The organism is Duganella qianjiadongensis (genome assembly GCF_009857915.1).
GTDB lineage: Bacteria > Pseudomonadota > Gammaproteobacteria > Burkholderiales > Burkholderiaceae_D > Rugamonas > Rugamonas qianjiadongensis.
On record NZ_WWCM01000007.1, the window covers coordinates 13,391 to 28,087 of the forward strand.

Sequence of the window (14,697 nt, forward strand, 5' to 3'; positions counted from 1 at the left end):
TTCCGTTTACTTCTTTTTGTCTCTATCCAAACACGCATGTTCCGTACACTCGCCTTGATTCTTCTGCTGGCTGCAGGCTACTCGCAGGCCGCCAGCGTGGCCGCACCACCGCTCGATCTGACTATCCAGTACTACAGCAAAGCCGTGACGGCGGAAGGTGTCACGCGCGAAGTACGCTATCAGGAAACCATGTTGCGTCGTCCCGGCCATGTGTGGGTGGCGCGCGTGCTGCCACCGCAGGCCGCTGCCGCCGCAGCCCATGCAGGCGAGCATGAGCGCAGCGTACACAAGCACTTCAACCCCGCACAATTGCCCCGTCACGTGCAGCTGGCGGGCGACAAGCCCCGGCTCGAATACGTCGATATGGCGCACAAGGAAGTTATTGCCGTGCCGCCGGGCGAATACGGCAATGTCGACTTCGACGGCTCGTGGCCGAATGCCTATTACCTGTTCGACCCCAAGCTGGTGATGGCGATGCCGCTGTCGTCGCGTGCCTCGACGGTAGCGGGGGCGCGCTGGCGCGAGCAGGTGCGCAATGGTTCGTTCCGCCGCGTGCTGTGGGATGAGCAGCGCCAGATTCCACTGGTGATCGAGAGCGGCGATCAGGCCGCGACCATTTTCAATCGCATCGAAGTGCAGCCGCAAGCGAGTGTCACGGCCACGCTGCCGTGGCAAAAGCTGCAAGGCTATGCCCAGCGCGAGTACGGCGATTTCCTCGACTGAGTGCTTAGTGCGCTAGGGACGCAATGGTTAGCGCGCTGGGTTACGTGTGACTCAGGGAGCGTCATACACCTGTCTTGTTACATAACTGGCCTCGTCTGGGGCCAGCAATACATAAACGGCTGCCAACTCAGCCGGTTGGCCGGGGCGTTGCATCGGCGTATGGGCAGCGAATTCTTCCAGCTTGTCGGGCGGCAGGCGGCCCCTTACTTGCAGCGGTGTCCAGAACGGCCCGGGCGCAACGGCATTAACCCGTATGTCCTTGCTGGCGAGCTGCTTGGCCAGTCCCTTGGTAAAGATCATGATGGCGCCGCCGCGCTCCGGCAGTGGCAGGGCCGCTGTGGGCGCGAGAAGGTGGGAGAAAGGAGCCAGTCCCAAGCGCGAGCGTGAATACCGTATGCTCGAACGCAAGTTTAAACAGGAAGGCCGCTATCCGGGGCGGGAAGAGGAAGTGGCCGCGCGCATTGTGAACCAACAGCGCGCGGCGAAGGGGGAGACTAAATCAGCGCCCTACCGGCATACTGCGCCCAAGCGTTCTGCCTCGCGCCGCAAGAGTCGCGCTGCGCGTCAAACCACCCGAACTGAGCGATAGACAGCTGCTCGTGCGAGAGCAGACTGCAACGCAAACGTACTAACCTAGAAAAGGGCAGCTGTTCATAATAGTTCGGGTTACTATGCCGTTTTGCGGCGACGGCGGGCGACACCAACCAAGCCCAGACCCGCCAGCAGCATGGCGTAAGTTTCGGGCTCCGGAACGGCTGCAACGCTGCCGGAAACAATGGCGCGGCCCATGCCGCAATTGGTGCACTCATACGAACCTGGGCTACGGAGGCCGCTAATCGTAATGGCATTCACACCGCCGCTGGACAGGGCGTTATCAAAGATAAAGCTAATATAACGGCTTGAGTCGCGCGATTGCAGCAGGAAGGATCGTCCTGCTGGCGCACCATGTATCGCATAGGCGGCAATGCTGTTGCCCAGTGTATATTCAAACGCGGACATGCTGCCCTTCTGGGTCAGGATATCTGCAAAGCTCAGTTTTGACGTATCGGTATCCCAGCTGAAGCTGCCCGTTACCCCGGTGCCATCACTAAATTTTACGTTTTGTAGCGTGTAGGTCCAGGTCGCAGCGGAGGCGCTGGACATCAGCGTCGCAAAAATGGCGACACCAGCCGCGATACGGCGCAGGGCACTTTGTAGACGATTGGTCATAAACTCTCCTTGGTTGAAATGACATGTCAGGAGAGCAAATTTTATCATAAAAACAATGATAAAAAGCTACTTAAATTTTGACACTATTGCTTTTATTGCAGTGATATCTCGGCCGCGCGCGGCCCTTCGTGGCAGCGGCGCGGGCCGAATGGGCAGGCTCAGGCTGGAGTAGTCGATTCAGTCGTGACACGCGTACGCGGCGAGCGCGGCGGTGGGGCACTATCCAGATACGGGCTGTAACCGGGGAAGCTCATGCGCGCTATGCGCAGCAGCGTGGTGCCGAACTGGCGCGTCAGCGAGCCTGTATGATAGGGCAGGCGATACTGCTCGCACAGCGCACGCACGCGCGGCGCCACTTCACCATAACGGTTACTTGGCATATCCGGGAACAGGTGGTGTTCGATCTGGTGGCTCAGATTGCCGCTCATGATGTGGAACAGCTTGCCGCCGCTGATATTGCAGGAACCCAGCAACTGGCGCACATACCAGTGCGCCCGCGTTTCATTCTCTACCTCGGCCTTGGTGAACACATGCACGTCCATGGGGAAGTGGCCGCAGAAGATGATCAGATAGGTCCACAGATTGCGCACGATATTGGCCACCGCATTGGCGCCGGCCACGTAGAAAAAGAATGGTCCGGCCAGCAGCGGGAACAGCAGATAGTCCTTGCGTACCTGACGCCAGATCTTGGCGCGCGTGCGCAGCCACATGGGGCGCAGCACCGACCACTTCATGCGGCCCTTGATCACGCGGCCCAGTTCCAGCTCCTGTATCGCAATGCCCCACTCGAACAGCACGGCCAGCAGGAAGGCCCACAGCGGGTTGCCAAGATTGAAGGGCTTCCAGCGCTGCCCGGAGAACATGCGCAGCAGGCCATAGCCTGCCACATCGGCATCCTTGCCCAGCACGTTAGTCCAGGTATGGTGCTTGACGTTGTGCGCGTGCTTCCACTGGTCGGACGGGCAGACGTGGTCCCACTCCCAGCGGCCGGACTGGATTTCGGGATCGCGCAGCCAGTCCCACTGGGCGTGCAGCACGTTGTGGCCGATTTCCATATTTTCCAGAATCTTGGCGCCGCCCAGCGTCAGCACGCTGAGCGCCATCACTGGCCAGAAGAAAGCCCAGCTGGCCAGTGCGTGGCCCCACTGCGGCAGCAGCGCCAGACTGGCGTAGATGCCCAGACGGCCGGCGATTTCCATGTAGCGGTGGATTTTCAGCAGACGGCGGATGTAGCGCGCATCGCGCTCGCCGCGGTCGGCCATGACTTCATTGCGGATCGCTTCGACCTGCGCACCAAAGGCGTCGATGTCAGCGGGAGTAAGGTGAGATGGAATAGGCATGAAATACTCGTTTAATGATTACAGCGCCAGTTCGACGTCGCCCACGGCGGCGCAGACGCACACTTGCACGGTGTCGCCCGGTTCGGCGATGACAGTGCCATTACGCAGATCGCGCACGCTGCCGCTCACCAGTTTGGTGTCGCAGCCGTGGCAGATGCCCATGCGGCAGCCGTGTTTGGGATTGAGGCCGGCATCTTCGGCGATGCGCAGCAGATTGTTGACGCCATCCGAAGCCACCTCGGTGGCACTGGCGGCAAAGCGCACGCGGCCCGCCGTGGCGGTGCCGCTACAGGCAGCGACAGGCGCATGGAAGCGTTCTACATGCAGCAGATGTTCCAGCCCTGCTGCGCGCCAGTGCTGTTCGACGGCTTGCAGCAGGCTGGCCGGACCGCAGGCCCAGACTTCGCGTGTGCGCCAGTCGGGGCAGGCCGCTTCCAGCTGGGCTGCGTTGAAATGGGCGCCGCCTTCGCGCGTGTAGATGCGCTGCAGCTGGTAGTGCGGCTGGCTAGTGGATAGTGCTTCCAGCTCGCTGCCGAAGATCACCTCGCGCTGGTGCGGCGCGTAGTGCAGGTGCACGCTGTCCGGTATCACGTCGAATTCCTGCACGTAGTTGCGCAGCATGCTCATGATGGGCGTGATGCCACTGCCAGCCGTAATGAACAGGGGGCGTACCGGCATCGATTCGGGCAGGACGAAATCGCCTTGCGGTTCGCCCAGCGGCAGGTATTCGCCCACCTGAACTTCACGCACCAGATGTTGCGAGACGCGGCCGCCCGGCACGGCTTTGACGGTGACGCAGATATTGCCGTCGTCGCGGTTGGGGGCGGACGAAATCGAATAGGTGCGGGTGTGGCGCTGGCCGGCAATGGGCACGCCCAGACGCACGAACTGGCCGGGGCGATGGCTGCGCCAGCCGGTGCCGGGACGCAGGGTCAGGGTGCGGCTATCGTCGGTTTCCTGCTGCACGGCGATAACGCGTGCCATCAGTTTATGGGTAGTCCAGAGCGGGTTGACTAGCTCCAGGTAGTGGGAATGGCGCAGCGGGTAGGCAAACATGTCCGCCAGCCGTGCCAGTGATGCTTGAATCTTCATGGTAGGGCAAATAAATAGAATCGACGTAATTGTGGACACTTGTACACATCAAGTCAAGCGTGTTCTGCATAATAATTAGGCAAGCTTGGCCCTTCGCTCTCGCATCTCCCTAGATTGAGCGGGTAAAATGGCGGTACATCTGTACACATGAAAATCATGAGCGAACACGATACTGACGAGAGCACGGCGCGCCCCGAGCGCAAGACTGGCACCCGAAAAGCCCTGTTACAGGCCGCGCTGACGCTGGTAGGGGAGGGGCGCAGCTTCACCAGTCTGGGCCTGCGCGAGATAGCGCGGCAGGCGGGCGTGGTGCCGAACGCGTTTTACCGCCATTTCCGCAATACCGACGAACTGGGGCTGGAACTGGTGGACGAGATGGGCATTACCCTGCGCCGGCTGCTGCGCGAGGCGCGCCAGATTGATGTATCGCGCGGTTCCATCCTGCGCCGTTCGGTGCGCGTGTACCTCGACTATGTCAAGGCCAACCGGCTGCAGTTCCAGTTCATCGCGACCGAACGCTCGGGCGGCAGCCGGATACTGCGGCTGGCGATCCGCACCGATGTCACCCACTTCACTAACGAGATGGCGCAGGATTTGCGGGCGCTGGGCCGTTACCGCGAGCTGAATACGCCACGGCTGCAGATGGTGTGCGGGCTGATCGTGATGACCATGCTGGCGGCGGCGACCGACATTCTGGATCTGCCGCCCGGCCAGCCGCTGCTGGAAGGGGAAATGGAAGAGAACTTCGTGCAGCAACTGCACGTGATTCTGCTGGGGGCGTCCAAATGGCATGAGAAAGACCCCCATCAGGGTGCAATGCCAGCCGCTGCCGACTAGCGTTGCGGGCTAGCCCCGTCAGGGCTGCTGACGGGGAAAACCGGCCTTCAGACTGGCCTATTTACCACATGATGACGCGCTGCTCGGGCGGCAGATACATAGGATCGCCCGGCTTGATGCCGAAGGCTTCGTAGAAGCCCGGCTGGTTCATCACCGTGCCTTTGGCGCGGAACTCGCCCGGCGAGTGCGGATCGCTCTTGATCTGGGCGATGGCCGCTTCCGGACGCAGCTTGGCGCGCCACTTGGTGGCGAAGCCGATGTACAGGCGCTGCTCGCCCGTCAGGCCGTCCAGCACGGGCGATGGCTTGCCGCCCAGCGAGCGCTGGTAAGCTTTGTAGGTGATCGACAGGCCGGAGTTGTCGCCGATGTTTTCACCCAGCGTCAGTTCGCCGTTGATGTAGTAGCCCGGCACGGGGCTATACGCGCTGTACTGTTTGACCAGACCTGCGGCACGCTCCTTGAAGGCACGGCGGTCTTCCGCCGTCCACCAGTTACGCAGACGGCCTTTGGCATCATACTGGCTGCCCGAGTCGTCGAAGGCGTGGCTGATCTCGTGGCCGAAGGTAATCCCCAGCAGGCCGTAGTTGACGGCGTCTTCTGCCTTCACGTTGAAGAACGGCGGCTGCAGTATCGCGGCCGGAATGGTGATCGAATTGAGCGCAGGGCTGTAGCTGGCGTTGACGGTCTGCGGCGTCATCGACCACTCGTCGCGGTCCACTTCCTTGCCCAGCTTATCGAAGTTCTGCTGACGCGACCAGCTGCGCACGGCGCGCACGTTGGCGATCAGGTCGTGCGACTGGGTTTTCAGTGCGCTGTAGTCGCGCCATTTGTCGGGATAGGCGATCTTCGGTTTCAGCGCGGCCAGCTTGGCCTGTGCTTCTTTCTTGGTTTCCGGGCCCATCCAGTCGAGCTGCTCGATACCGTCGCGGAAGGAGGCGACAAAGTTATCGAACATCGCCATCACGCGCGGCTTGGTTTCAGGCGGCAGGAACATTTTGACGTACAGCTTGCCCACAGCGTCACCCATGGCGCCATCGGTGTAGCGCAGTGCCAGTTGCCACAGCGGTTCGCTTTGCGGCACGCCGCGCAGCACCGTGCCTTCGAAGGCAAAGCGCTCCTTGACGGTGTCGGTGTTCAGGTAGGACGCATAGCTTTCGATGATGCGCCAGTTGAAGTAGCTCTTCCAGGCGTCGAGCGGCACGGCGCTGATGGTGTCGGACAGTCCGGTCAGGTAGCTAGGCTGGCGTACCACGGCGGAACTGGTTTTGGCCGCCAGACCCATGGCGCTGAAATAGGCTTGCCAGTCGAACGCTGGTGCCAGCGCGCCGAACTGGTCGAACTGCACACGGTTGTAGGATTTGACGGGATCGCGCATCTGCACGCGGGTCCATTGCGCCGTTGCCAGACGGGTTTCGATATCGAGGACCTGTGCGGCGTGTTCGGCGGCGGCTTGGTCGCCACTCTTGGCCAGCAGGGTTGCCACGTGCTGCAGATACTTTTCACGCACGCTGCTCAGTTTCGCGTCGTCCGCTTTCAGGTAGTAGTCGCGGTCGGGCAGGCCCAGACCGGACTGGCTGACGTTGACGGTGTAGTGATCGGGGTCCTGTGCATCAGGCGCTACGCCGGTGCCGATAGGCGTCTGTATGCCCTGCAGCTGCAGGTAGGCGAACAGGGCGGGCAGGTCTTTCTTGTCCTTCAGGCTGGCCACGCGTGCCAGATCGGCATGCAGCGGCTTGAAACCGGCCGCGTCGCGTGCTTTGGTGTTCATGTAGCTGCTGTAGAGATCAGCGATCTTGTGGGTTTCGCTACCTGCCTTGCCGGGGTTTTTCAGCGTCGCTTCCATCATCGTGCGCAACTGGCCCTGGGCGATCTCGCGCAGTTCGATGTAGGTGCCCCAGGTCGACTTGTCGGCCGGGATTTCCGTGTTGCGCGTCCACACGCCGTTGACGTAGCCGTAGAAGTCGTCTTGCGGGCGGATGTTCTGGTCCAGCGATTTCGGGTCGATGCCGGAGACGAGGGCGGTGCTGCCGTTGGCTTGCTGGGCATGCAGTACGGGAGCAGAGAAGGCGAGTAGGGCGCAGCAGGCGGCGCTGATAAGCGTGCGTTTCACAGGGTTCCTTTATGTAGACACCGGGACGAACGGGGGTAGAGGTCGTCCGCGTGGGCGGATTATACCGAGGGAAGCGGTCGAGTTCAGGCCGGGTTTGTATCGCAGTATTTCGGGCTGTCAGGTAGGGACGGGGCTGCTGATTTTATCAACAGGGTTGGCGTGATTGGTATGGACTAGAACTATCCGGCGTTATTCCGATTTTCTTTTGGCGCCGGTGATCTTACGGATGTCACCTTCTGTGTAATACAACCGGGGTTTGCTGGCGTTGACTTCTAATAGAAACGCTCCGCGAAAATTCTGGAAAGTTCCGCTATGTCCCAGACCGTCAAAATTGAAGCTGACGCATATATAACTTTGTTGAGTCTCCGTAATTTTGCTCCATGAGGCCAGTGCTGGGCTAAACTCGGCAGCTATGCTCAGAGAAGACGGGATGGGTATTGCATAGTCAAGTCGATAAATTTTGCCCGAATAAATCAAGGCATTTGCCTGCGTCTTTTCAGCGTAACCTATCTCTTTATCGTCATATAAAAAATAGTAAGTCGCATCGTAGCCATCGGCATAGTTCTCCTGTTCATATAAGACGTCGGTTGAAAACCGATCCAAGTGGATGCGAGGTGAATTGGCCTGATCTAGCATACAGCTCTCTCTAACTGATCTGGATGGTGGCGTGGCACGGGAGATAATGGGAGGAGAGAGCAATATGGCTAATGTCAGGTGAAGAATTTCTCTTTTTTTCATCGGTACTCCTTGGCTCTCATTACTTTGAGATATAGCGCAGAAAGTTTCCAGAATACTGTGCCGCCCCATGCTGCGGTCGATTCGTAAACATGATCGAACCTATCGACCTCTTCGCAACTCGGAATTCGTTGACCGGTAGAGCAGTCAATTCGCACGATGTTTTTCTTCTTTATCACCAGGCGTGTCGATTCGGCGATCTGGTAAATATTGTGCTCGGGGGCGGTGAATCTTATTCCTGCGCGGACCTTTGCGTGCGTTTTATAGTTTTTCTTGATGTCGGCGCCATCCCAGAAAAATGCGCCATTTGATCGATCCGGACCTCCTGCCATAGCGTTCAAAGCTGCATCTAGCGCGCATTGCATACCCTTGTGCTGATAGATATCTGTATCGCTGGCATTGATTAGCTTTTTGTAGCGATGATTTCCGTCGCTTACCACGAAGGAGAAGGTCCGGTCCGTTTTTGAGAATGTCGTAATATCCCGATATCCTCGGGCGATGCGTTGACGCTCGAGTACGCAGGCTAGGGCATATATTTCATCCTGATTGTCCGCCGCCGAAGCCTCACCAAAGGCCATCGCTGCGAGCTGGCGCACCTGAGGATTAATTTCCTTTCTTTTTGGGAAGTTTGCCTTAGGCATGGGAGTTCCCAACTGGCAACCATGCTACCAATTCTATCGGCCCATCTCCTTCCACGGTCGCGGTTACCCCGTTCTTGAAGGCAGCAGCTTTAGAATGAATCTTTCCTGCATGGATAAGGTCATGATGAAAGTCATTAACTGGAGTATCATTTTCACCGACCAACGCAAAGCTTTGCTCGATAATGCGCTGCTTACTAAGTTCGTTTCGTGACGATTGAGAGTCAGATACTGAGTTTTGGCTTTGCGCATAGTCCCCAGAAAATTTCTGGTATCTGACCTTTTGCGAAGGAATCAGTTTAGGTAAAACTTGGCATTTGCAGTGGCAAAAATCATCCTCGAGGGCGACGGCTTTTCCATTCCAGCTTTCCTGATTCCTTGGTCCGACACAAACGATTTTTCCCTCAGACTTGCAAACAGGGCAGATGATCCGGTCGCCCTCGACTGCAATAGCGCAACCTTCGATGGTGCCGTTTGCACTAGCAGAGACTACCTTTCCTCCTGAGGTGGTTGTTGCCCCCAGTGTGATGGTGTGGCGTTGCATGCATGCCCCTTGCTTACCTTGAAAGCGAAATGCAAGGTTAGCCGTGGCCACCGTTTTCGGATTGAGCTAGATCATCGAAATGGCTATGCAAGCCTTTATAACGGAACAAATGTACATGCCGAGCAGCCGAATTGCTTACTGGCTCACACTGGATAGCTGATCGATCTGGCGCTGCAGTTTGCGCGCGGTGTAGAGATTGATCAGCACCACGATCAGCAGGACCCCAGCAATCGCCAGATTGGCATACAACCCGCGCGCGAACGGTGCGCTGGCATCGAGCTGGGTTTCCACTCCCCAGCGGAACACCACCATGCCCGGCACCAGCGGGCCGACGTACCAGGCCCAGACCGAGCGTAGGGCATCGCGCTGGCGCTCCAGTTGCTGGCGGTGGTAGTCCAGGCCCGGCAGTCCCGGCGAAGCCGGCAAGCTCGCTGCACGGCGGTGGATCTGCCATGCGACATACAGCGTGCCGACGATGACCAGCGCACTACCCAGACGCAGCAGCGGCTGGGGAAATTCGCGCAGATAGTTGCAGAATCCGGCGATGACCAAGGCGCAGGCCAGATATTCGAGTGCATTACGCGCACCCACGCGCCAGCGCAGGGAACGGGACTTCTTGTCCAGCTCCTCCGGCGAAAAGTGAACGGGGGTGACTTCCTGCGCCTGCCATAGCGATTTCAGCGGATCGTCGCTCATGCTGTTTTCCTTTCCATGCCGAGTTGATTCGCCAGTACGGTTTTGATACGGTGTACTTTGGTGGCGACATTGCGTGCCGAAAGACCTGTGATGTCGGCGATGCCCGCTGCATCCATATCCTCCAGATACAGCAGCATGACTTGCCGGTCCAGCGGTGCCAGTCGATGGATCAGCGCCAGCACTTTCTGCAGATCGAGGCGGCGTTCAGTCTGAGCGATTTCCGCCGTGTCGCTGCTCATATGCTCGATCTCTTCCAGCGTCAGGCAGTTGCGCTCTGCGTTGCGCAAGCTGCGCTGGATGTGGCTCACGCCGACGTTGTGTGCTACGCGGTAGACCCAGGTGCGCAGCGAGCAGTCGGTCTTGTACTGGGCCAGGCTTTGCCACAGCGCCAGATGGACTTCCTGCAGCAGTTCGCGCCGCCGTGCCGGATCGCGCTCGTAGCCCGCAGTGAAGCGGGCGATATCGGCACCGTAGTCCTGCACGGCCTGCTGGTAGAGGGGGGAGTGGTTGGTGCTGTTCATAACTAGGTAGTCATGCAGCAGCGCATTTTCTTACACGGCAGTGGCTAAAATAATTTTACGCATGAAAACGCTGTTGGGATCTTCGCGATAGTCACCGAAGGGGCCGCACAGTGCGTAGCCGCAGCGTTCATAGAGTTTGATAGCGTCGGTCTGAAGATAGCCCGTTTCCAGAGCAAAGGCCTTGCAGCCGCGTTGTTGCGCTTGCACTTCGAGAAATTCCAGCAGGCGCCGTGCAATACCTTTGCCGCGTTGTTCGGGCCGGGTGTACATGCGCTTTAACTCGCCGTACTGCGCTTCGAGTACGATAGCGCCGCATGCCAGCGCCTGGCCATCGTCGCTACGCACCACGCCAAACAGTACGTTGGGCTGCTCGAGCACGGCGATGTCGACACCATGGTGGCTTTCAGCCGGATAGAGCGGAACCTGATAGGCGTCGAGGTCTTCGATCAGTTGGCGTACGTCGGACTGGCTAGGGGATTCGAATGCAATATTCATGGCGGCGGATGGCTGGAATGAGGGTAAGCGGTGGCGTAATAGCGTGCCACTTTAGCATGAAGCGGATAGTGCGTTATGCTGTAGGTTGCCTACGAATTCTGGAGAAAACTTTGCTGAAGATAAAAGCCCTGTTTCTGAGCCTGCTGCTGGCCGGTTGCGCCTCGCAGGCGCCGCTGCAAAAAGATGCGCTTGCACCGCAGCAGGCCATCATCATGGCGGCAGATGTGGCGCCGCAGCCGGTATATGTCACGGTGGAGCTGCAGGTGCGCGGCATCGGTATGCAGAATGGCTTCACGTATCTGAACTCGGAGAAGGATTACCGTGACCAGCGCAATGTGTCGCTGGAGATTACCCCCGAAGTGCTGGCGCAGGTCGAAGCCAAGTTCGGCGGCCAGCTAGCCGCTTTTGCCCGCGGCAAGCACATACTGGTCAAGGGGCCGGCGCGGCGCGTCACCATCTGGTTCTTTGACGACGCTGGCCGGCGCAGTGATAAGTTCTATTACCAGACCCATTTGCGGGTGTCTGATCCGGCACAGATTCAGCTGCTGTGATGTCAGCGTAGCCGATTTTTAGGGAGTTTTAATGTTGAAAATAGGTCGCTGGGCAGTTGCCGCCCTTGTATTTGGCATGCTGCATACCGCGCTGCCGCTCAATGCAGTTGCGGCCGATGACTGGGAGCGTAGCGCTCGACTGGCCGATGAGGCTTACTGGAATGCCTATAACCGCGCCGACGCGGATGGTATGAATGCCTTTCTGGCCGATGACGTGGAGTTCTATCACGATCGGGGCGGCACGCTGATCGGCAAGCCGGCGCTAGCGGCCGCCAACAATGGCATGAAGGGCAATGAAGTGCGCATGCGCCGCGTGGCTGTGCCGGGTTCTGTGCGTTTCTTCCCCATGCGGCGGGACGATCAGGTGTACGGCGTGCTGGTGACGGGCGAGCATGCTTTCTATGTCACGCCCAAAGGCGAGACGGAGTTCAAGGCAGGGCAAGCCTACTTTACCCAGCTGATGCGTAAGCATGGACAGGAATGGCGCATCAGCCGCATTTTCAGTTACGAACATGTGGATGCTTTACCCGAGTCGGAGACGGCCACTGAGTAGCAAATTTGAAGGGATAGACGCAAGTGATGAAATTGACGCATGCAGTCCGTTACGTGGTGCTGGCTGGATGGCTGGTAGGGATGCAAGCCAGTGAGGCGGCAGCGCCGGCTTTTCCTGAGCAGCTGACGGGCAGTTGGGCGACTGGCGAATCGCTGTATTCCGGAACCGAGCCGCAGACGGAGCTGCATCTTGCTGCCGATGGTTTTGGCATGTGGACTGGTTCGACATCAGCGCCGGTAAGGCGGGATGGGGGCGGCGACGGAAAACCCGTCCCCAGAGGCATCATAGGTTTTCCGTTACAGGCCGAAATGGATGGCCTGCAGCTCAAGCTGCAGTTGCTGCTGCCGCAAGGACAGCACCTGATGCCGGCGCCTCAGATGGTTATTACCTGCTCGTATCAGCCCGACCCGTCTACCCTAACCTGTTTGCCTCCCTTGGGCAAAGCGCTAGTGCTGTCACGGCGCGGTGGCTCGCTGGCCCCGGAGGCTGCGCAGCTGATAGAGCGGCTGCGTCGTGTCCTGTAAGCGGGTACGGGTGGTGTGAGGCCCTGCAAGACACTTAATCTTTTAATGGGAATATCGATGCTGAAGATACTGGGTAAGACGAGTTCTATCAACGTGCGCAAAGTGCTGTGGACCTGCGCCGAGCTGGGGCTGGCATATGAACAGGAAGACTGGGGCTCGGGCTTTCGTGCAACCGATACGCCGGAGTTCCTCGCGCTCAATCCCAATGCGATGGTGCCGGTGATTGTCGATGGACCCACTACGCTGTGGGAGTCGAACACGATCTGCCGCTATCTGGCTGGCAAACATGGCCGCAGCGATCTGCTGCCGGCAGAACCGGCCGCGCGCGCACTGGTGGAGCAGTGGATGGACTGGCAGGCGGGCGAGCTGAATAACTCGTGGCGCTACGCCTTTATGGCGCTGGTGCGGCAAAGCCCCCAGCACACGGATGGCGCGGCCATTGCGGCCAGCATCAGCAACTGGAACCGCCACATGGGCATACTCGAGCGCCAGCTAGAGCGCACTGGCAGCTATGTGACGGGCCAGCAGTTCACGCTGGCCGATGTGGTGCTGGGCCTGTCGGCCAACCGCTGGAGCAGTACGCCGATGGAGCGGCCTGACTATCCTGCGGTTGCAGCTTATCTGGAACGGCTGGCGCAGCGCCCCGGCGACGGCTTTGCGCGTCATTGCAGGAATGGTCTGGCCTGAGCATGCGGCGCAATCTGGCGCATTAATAAGCGGTCAGGCCCAAAGCGCTTAACTATGGGAGTTGTATGAAGAAGCACAAGTGGTTCGGGCGGTTGTGCCTGATTGCGGTTTTGGCCGCAGGTGTCCCGCTGGCGGCCCAGGCACAGGAGAGCGCACCCAAGGATATGCGCATGAGCTGTCTGCATAGCTTTGTGGCGCGTCTGATCGCTGGTGAATCGCCCGACAAGCTGGCCAAGCTGATGGTGGTGCGCGGCGCGCAGAGTTCTACCGACCTTGCCGCCGGTCTGCGTATAGTGTTGCAAGAGACGGGCAAGCTTAGCCAGTTGCAGCCGCTGCTTAAATTCCCGGCCGGTGAAAGCAAGCGCCTGCTGGTGGGGCTGCAACCGGAGTCACGCTCGTATCTGGCAGAATCGTTCAGCGCGCAGTCGGAAAAACATGGCACGGTGCAGTTCATGCTGACTCGCGAACTGGAGGGCGAGTGTGCAATCACTTCGCTGGCGATGCACACGCGCCGCTAGTGCGCGTAAAGGCCAGCCCCGCTGGCCGCGCCGCTGGCATCTAGCCGGCGGTGATTTCGGCGTCGCTGAGGAAGCTGATGATGGCGGGATTGACCACCGTAGGGTGAGTGATCGGGCCCATGTGGCCGCCGCGCGTTTGCAGCGCTATTGCATTAGGCAGGGCTTGCGCCAGCTGTTCCGCCAGCAGGCGGGTGGACGCCGGGCTGCTCAGGCCTGACATCACCAGCGCCGGCATGGTCAGCATGGCCAGATCATCCAGCGTGGCCGGCTCGCCCAGCAGGGCTTCGAAGTCGCGTTTCACTTTGGCGATCATGCCGCTCATTTTTTCCTGTGCGGCGGCAGGTGCGGCGTCGAAAGAACCGGCCCGGTTCCAGTAGTCGATGAAGATGCGGGTGGCATCCTGTGCGCAGTCGCAGGCTGTGATGCGCTCGACCACGGCGACGATTTCGGCACGTGCCGGATGCTGCCCGGGCAGCAGATGGAAAGCCACCGGTTCGAACACAGTCAGCGACAGCACCCGTTCGGGCATGCGGCGCGCCATGTGCAGGGCCGAGGCGCCGCCGTAGGAGTGGCCGATCAGGTGGAAGGCCTCGCCCGGCTCCAGATGGGCGGCGATGGCGGCATTGACGGCGTCGATCTCGTGCGCCAGCGTATGGCGGTATTCTGGGCCTACGTCGGCCGGAAACGGCGCGCTGCCGTAGCCGAGCAGATCGACCGCGATACAGCGGTAGGCGTCGCTTAATTGCGACACCAGCTCGCCCCATTGGGCTTTGGAACTCATGGAACTATGCAGCAGAACGACAGCAGGTTTCATACTCGGACTAGGGCGAAAAAAAGACCGCATATTATACCGGCAAGGCGTGGGGACTTGTGAAAACGGCCACACTGCCTCATCTGGTACCACAGTCCTCGCAAGGAGTCGAA

At 59.4% G+C, this 14,697-nt stretch carries 17 protein-coding genes and 2 pseudogenes; 7 read left to right on the top strand and 12 right to left on the bottom strand.

Features of this window, described 5'->3' with window-relative positions; all coding sequences use genetic code 11:
• The first annotated feature begins 36 nt into the window (after positions 1 to 36).
• Positions 37 to 723 carry a hypothetical protein gene (locus tag GTP27_RS11390; RefSeq protein ID WP_229633742.1) on the top strand — a complete coding sequence of 229 codons (687 nt, stop codon included), beginning with the start codon at positions 37 to 39 and terminating at the stop codon, positions 721 to 723.
• A gap of 51 nt (positions 724 to 774) precedes the next feature.
• Here GTP27_RS11390 and GTP27_RS11395 read toward each other — a convergent pair.
• The 4 genes and pseudogenes from GTP27_RS11395 to GTP27_RS11410 form a co-directional block, all read right to left on the bottom strand.
• Positions 775 to 1,029, bottom strand: a pseudogene (locus GTP27_RS11395) (SDR family oxidoreductase); the annotation flags it as partial.
• Positions 1,030 to 1,392: 363 nt separating this feature from the next.
• A pseudogene (locus GTP27_RS24280) lies at positions 1,393 to 1,488 on the bottom strand (PEPxxWA-CTERM sorting domain-containing protein); the annotation flags it as partial.
• A 602-nt stretch (positions 1,489 to 2,090) separates the two neighbouring features.
• Positions 2,091 to 3,272 carry a fatty acid desaturase family protein gene (locus GTP27_RS11405; RefSeq protein ID WP_161039311.1) on the bottom strand — a complete coding sequence of 394 codons (1,182 nt, stop codon included), beginning with the start codon at positions 3,270 to 3,272 and terminating at the stop codon, positions 2,091 to 2,093.
• 18 nt (positions 3,273 to 3,290) lie between these two features.
• Positions 3,291 to 4,364 (bottom strand): ferredoxin reductase, encoded by a 1,074-nt coding sequence (locus tag GTP27_RS11410; RefSeq protein ID WP_161039312.1) that lies wholly within the window; start codon positions 4,362 to 4,364, stop codon positions 3,291 to 3,293.
• A 156-nt stretch (positions 4,365 to 4,520) separates the two neighbouring features.
• On the opposite strand from GTP27_RS11410, the gene fabR reads away from it, so the two are divergent.
• On the top strand, positions 4,521 to 5,201 hold the full coding sequence (gene fabR, locus GTP27_RS11415) for an HTH-type transcriptional repressor FabR (protein ID WP_161039313.1): 681 nt from the start codon (positions 4,521 to 4,523) through the stop codon (positions 5,199 to 5,201).
• A 61-nt stretch (positions 5,202 to 5,262) separates the two neighbouring features.
• On the opposite strand, the gene GTP27_RS11420 is transcribed toward fabR, so the two are convergent.
• From GTP27_RS11420 to GTP27_RS11450, 7 genes are all read right to left on the bottom strand, one after another.
• Positions 5,263 to 7,311 (bottom strand): M13 family metallopeptidase, encoded by a 2,049-nt coding sequence (locus GTP27_RS11420; RefSeq protein WP_161039314.1) that lies wholly within the window; start codon positions 7,309 to 7,311, stop codon positions 5,263 to 5,265.
• 189 nt (positions 7,312 to 7,500) lie between these two features.
• Positions 7,501 to 8,049 (bottom strand): hypothetical protein, encoded by a 549-nt coding sequence (locus GTP27_RS11425; protein ID WP_161039315.1) that lies wholly within the window; start codon positions 8,047 to 8,049, stop codon positions 7,501 to 7,503.
• Positions 8,046 to 8,687, bottom strand: a complete 642-nt coding sequence (locus GTP27_RS11430) for a hypothetical protein (protein ID WP_161039316.1) — start codon at positions 8,685 to 8,687, stop codon at positions 8,046 to 8,048. The genes GTP27_RS11425 and GTP27_RS11430 overlap by 4 nt, the downstream gene beginning before the upstream one ends.
• Positions 8,680 to 9,228 (bottom strand): PAAR domain-containing protein, encoded by a 549-nt coding sequence (locus GTP27_RS11435; protein ID WP_161039317.1) that lies wholly within the window; start codon positions 9,226 to 9,228, stop codon positions 8,680 to 8,682. The genes GTP27_RS11430 and GTP27_RS11435 overlap by 8 nt, the downstream gene beginning before the upstream one ends.
• 135 nt (positions 9,229 to 9,363) lie before the next feature.
• On the bottom strand, positions 9,364 to 9,924 hold the full coding sequence (locus tag GTP27_RS11440) for a hypothetical protein (protein WP_161039318.1): 561 nt from the start codon (positions 9,922 to 9,924) through the stop codon (positions 9,364 to 9,366).
• Positions 9,921 to 10,445 (bottom strand): RNA polymerase sigma factor, encoded by a 525-nt coding sequence (locus GTP27_RS11445; protein WP_161039319.1) that lies wholly within the window; start codon positions 10,443 to 10,445, stop codon positions 9,921 to 9,923. The genes GTP27_RS11440 and GTP27_RS11445 overlap by 4 nt, the downstream gene beginning before the upstream one ends.
• Before the next feature lie 30 nt (positions 10,446 to 10,475).
• Positions 10,476 to 10,940 carry a GNAT family N-acetyltransferase gene (locus tag GTP27_RS11450; RefSeq protein WP_161039320.1) on the bottom strand — a complete coding sequence of 155 codons (465 nt, stop codon included), beginning with the start codon at positions 10,938 to 10,940 and terminating at the stop codon, positions 10,476 to 10,478.
• A 110-nt stretch (positions 10,941 to 11,050) separates the two neighbouring features.
• Between GTP27_RS11450 and GTP27_RS11455 the strand changes: the two genes are divergently transcribed.
• The 5 genes from GTP27_RS11455 to GTP27_RS11475 all read left to right on the top strand — a co-directional run bounded on the left by GTP27_RS11455 (position 11,051) and on the right by GTP27_RS11475 (position 13,773).
• Positions 11,051 to 11,491, top strand: coding sequence for a hypothetical protein (locus GTP27_RS11455; RefSeq protein WP_161039321.1), 441 nt, complete (start codon positions 11,051 to 11,053; stop codon positions 11,489 to 11,491).
• A gap of 76 nt (positions 11,492 to 11,567) precedes the next feature.
• On the top strand, positions 11,568 to 12,044 hold the full coding sequence (locus GTP27_RS11460) for a nuclear transport factor 2 family protein (RefSeq protein ID WP_161039322.1): 477 nt from the start codon (positions 11,568 to 11,570) through the stop codon (positions 12,042 to 12,044).
• A 23-nt stretch (positions 12,045 to 12,067) separates the two neighbouring features.
• Positions 12,068 to 12,568 carry a hypothetical protein gene (locus GTP27_RS11465; RefSeq protein WP_161039323.1) on the top strand — a complete coding sequence of 167 codons (501 nt, stop codon included), beginning with the start codon at positions 12,068 to 12,070 and terminating at the stop codon, positions 12,566 to 12,568.
• 57 nt (positions 12,569 to 12,625) lie between these two features.
• Positions 12,626 to 13,255 (top strand): glutathione S-transferase family protein, encoded by a 630-nt coding sequence (locus GTP27_RS11470; RefSeq protein ID WP_161039324.1) that lies wholly within the window; start codon positions 12,626 to 12,628, stop codon positions 13,253 to 13,255.
• A 65-nt stretch (positions 13,256 to 13,320) separates the two neighbouring features.
• A complete protein-coding gene (locus GTP27_RS11475; protein WP_161039325.1) occupies positions 13,321 to 13,773 on the top strand; it encodes a hypothetical protein in 453 nt (150 codons plus the stop codon).
• Positions 13,774 to 13,813: 40 nt separating this feature from the next.
• Here the strand turns inward: GTP27_RS11475 and GTP27_RS11480 are convergent, their stop codons facing one another.
• On the bottom strand, positions 13,814 to 14,617 hold the full coding sequence (locus tag GTP27_RS11480; RefSeq protein ID WP_286173211.1) for an alpha/beta fold hydrolase: 804 nt from the start codon (positions 14,615 to 14,617) through the stop codon (positions 13,814 to 13,816).
• Between the last annotated feature and the right edge of the window lie 80 nt (positions 14,618 to 14,697).